The 2,295-nt window shown below is 43.3% G+C and carries 4 protein-coding genes and 1 pseudogene; all 5 read right to left on the reverse strand.

The window, feature by feature from the left end:
- Positions 1–475 precede the first annotated feature (475 nt).
- Positions 476–784 carry a hypothetical protein gene (locus H6G26_RS41010; protein ID WP_099102958.1) on the reverse strand — a complete coding sequence of 103 codons (309 nt, stop codon included), beginning with the start codon at positions 782–784 and terminating at the stop codon, positions 476–478.
- 51 nt (positions 785–835) lie between these two features.
- Entirely contained in the window at positions 836–1,090 is a 255-nt protein-coding gene (locus H6G26_RS41015; protein WP_190737808.1) for a hypothetical protein, read from the reverse strand.
- Positions 1,087–1,251 carry a ribbon-helix-helix protein, CopG family gene (locus tag H6G26_RS41020; protein ID WP_190737809.1) on the reverse strand — a complete coding sequence of 55 codons (165 nt, stop codon included), beginning with the start codon at positions 1,249–1,251 and terminating at the stop codon, positions 1,087–1,089. The genes H6G26_RS41015 and H6G26_RS41020 overlap by 4 nt, the downstream gene beginning before the upstream one ends.
- A 386-nt stretch (positions 1,252–1,637) precedes the next feature.
- Positions 1,638–1,928 (reverse strand): hypothetical protein, encoded by a 291-nt coding sequence (locus tag H6G26_RS41025; RefSeq protein WP_190737810.1) that lies wholly within the window; start codon positions 1,926–1,928, stop codon positions 1,638–1,640.
- A 10-nt stretch (positions 1,929–1,938) separates the two neighbouring features.
- Positions 1,939–2,295, reverse strand: a pseudogene (locus H6G26_RS41030) (hypothetical protein); the annotation flags it as partial.

Here is a 2,295-nt window from a genome sequence, read left to right on the forward strand (position 1 = left end):
TGGTTTGAGACACCGCAGGGATTGACAATCGCGCTTTTGAGTACCCCGAAAACAGCGATAGGCTACGCCCCGCCGCAGGCGATCGCCAAAAAGGATGGTTTGACCGCCTGGCTGTCTTATCGGTATACAATGCCGGATTTTAAAGCGTGAACCCCACGATAATCCTTAAGGGATAAGCATAAATATACTATTTAGACAGTCAAGGCCCCCTAATCCCCCTACCCACAGATGATGGTTAAAAACAAGTCGCAAGTGACAAGTCGCAAGTCGCAAGTAAGTTTTGTAACGGGGATTTAGACCCCGCAAACACATACTTGCGGCTTGATAGAAGCCGGGGACTTAAACCCACCGTTTGAAAGTTCTTCACTTGCGACTTGCAACTTGCGACTTGCGACTTAATTAAACGATCGTCTGGCCTAAAAGTTGTGCGATGGCGTAACCGCCCGCTGTAAGCGATCGCGCTTTGAGGTTATCCTTACGGAGCATTCAATATGAAATCTTCTGTAATAAATGCAACATATACTTTGTCGGGTGTTGCGCCTACAGACTGAATAAGACTGTAGACGTCGTTTGCAATCTGTTTACTAGTAACCGAGGGATTGCTGACATTCAGGTAGAGTGTAGTGTTAGGCAAATGCAAATTAACCCGATCAGGAAATAATGAGTTGACATTTAACGCTTGAAAGGTTGTAGCAGTGTCTTCCAATTCAAGTCTTTCCTTTACGCGAGCATTGTCGCCTGACTTGACGTTTTTTAAATCGTAACAAACGATAGCTGTTCTCATAATTTCCCCTATTTAAAAAATGTAACTAAATAGTTAAATGCCTGATGCTATTCAACTGTCACTGCCACCGCTACCATTGCCATTACGCTGCTGCCCTAGTAGGTATTGCCAGATGCGGCGAATTTCAGCTTGGAATACCTCGCGGTCAGAAGAGGCGTTTTGGATGGAATGCATCAAGATATCTGTGAGGCTGTGGATTTCTTCGGTGTTTTGGCGAACTGTTTCCTGGAGTGACAGCTGGTTGGTGGTCACAGTTTCAAGGATGCGCTCGATGCGGTCGAGCCGATCTAGGGTCGCTTCACTCATGCTGCACCCTTCTCTTTGGTAGCTTCTGCCTTATCCAAATATTCTTGAATAGCAATAGCTGCTAGTTGACTCACTGAACGCTTTTCAGCCATAGCAAGACGTTTCAATCTTTCTTTGTCTTCTTCACTGATGATTACGCTCAATGTCGGACTTTTAGCCATTGACCTTATTTATAAACTCTCTTCTGTGATCATACTCTATGAGAACATACTAGGTTAACCTATAGTCTAATTCCACTAGACTATAATAAAAGCTATGCTGACAGGGTTGCAGGTTCGTGTGTGTGTTTTAGACAATTGAATACTAGTACGTCAAGGAGTTCAACATCTTCTTAATTGCCCACACTAAGAAGGGTGTAGGGGGTAGGGTATTCGGTGTAGTGTTAGGGAAATTGAATTTTAGTGCATCAAATAGAACAACATCTTCTTCTTTCCCCACACCCTTTCATCCAGGAATACCAGGGATTTACGCTTAACAAGCGTGCCATTCCACTTACCACCCTGAAGGCTAATTCCCCTTCTTTACCGTTGCCAACTTCATTTGATGGTTACAAATCAAAATCAAGGCTGAATGTTTCCCCACCATAATCTTCTTCTTCCTCCTGTGCAAATGGAGTTGGAGTCCAAGACGTGGGTTGGTTTGACTCAGTATTAATCGGTGGGGAAGCTATATGTTGTGCAGGTAATCCAGCTTTGATGAAAACAAAATAGCAATCAACTATAAAGTAAATCGTGTCCAGGTAACTTTTATCTAGTTTTTGGGATTCTGCAAATATGCGCTCTCGGTAATTATCTTTGAGGCGAACTTTTTCCGGTGCTAAGTCTTTTTTATCTGCCATTGTTATAACTTCACTTTCCAGGTGTACCAGATGTAGTAGTTGGGTTCTTGCTCATAATAGTTTTCGCCATCTCTAAAAGCCCAGAGACATTGGCTTCTACCGGATTGTCCAAGATTTTGAAGCCGTTTTTCTCCAACAGCTTTTTAAATCCTGGTAAGAGGCAGCCTCCACCAATCGCCCAGATTTCATCCCCCTGGTGCTTGGCATCTAGCGTCAGATTCACCACTTTCTTCAAGTATTTTTCATACCAATCTTTTAAGCAAGCGCTGTAAACATCTTTGATATCGATGTCACGGCTATACCTGGTATGCCCCATTTCCAAACAAAATCGGATTTTGGATGGATCTCCGATTTTTCCGCCATTTAA

The sequence above is a fragment of the Nostoc sp. FACHB-888 genome, from assembly GCF_014696655.1.
Taxonomy (GTDB): domain Bacteria; phylum Cyanobacteriota; class Cyanobacteriia; order Cyanobacteriales; family Nostocaceae; genus Nostoc.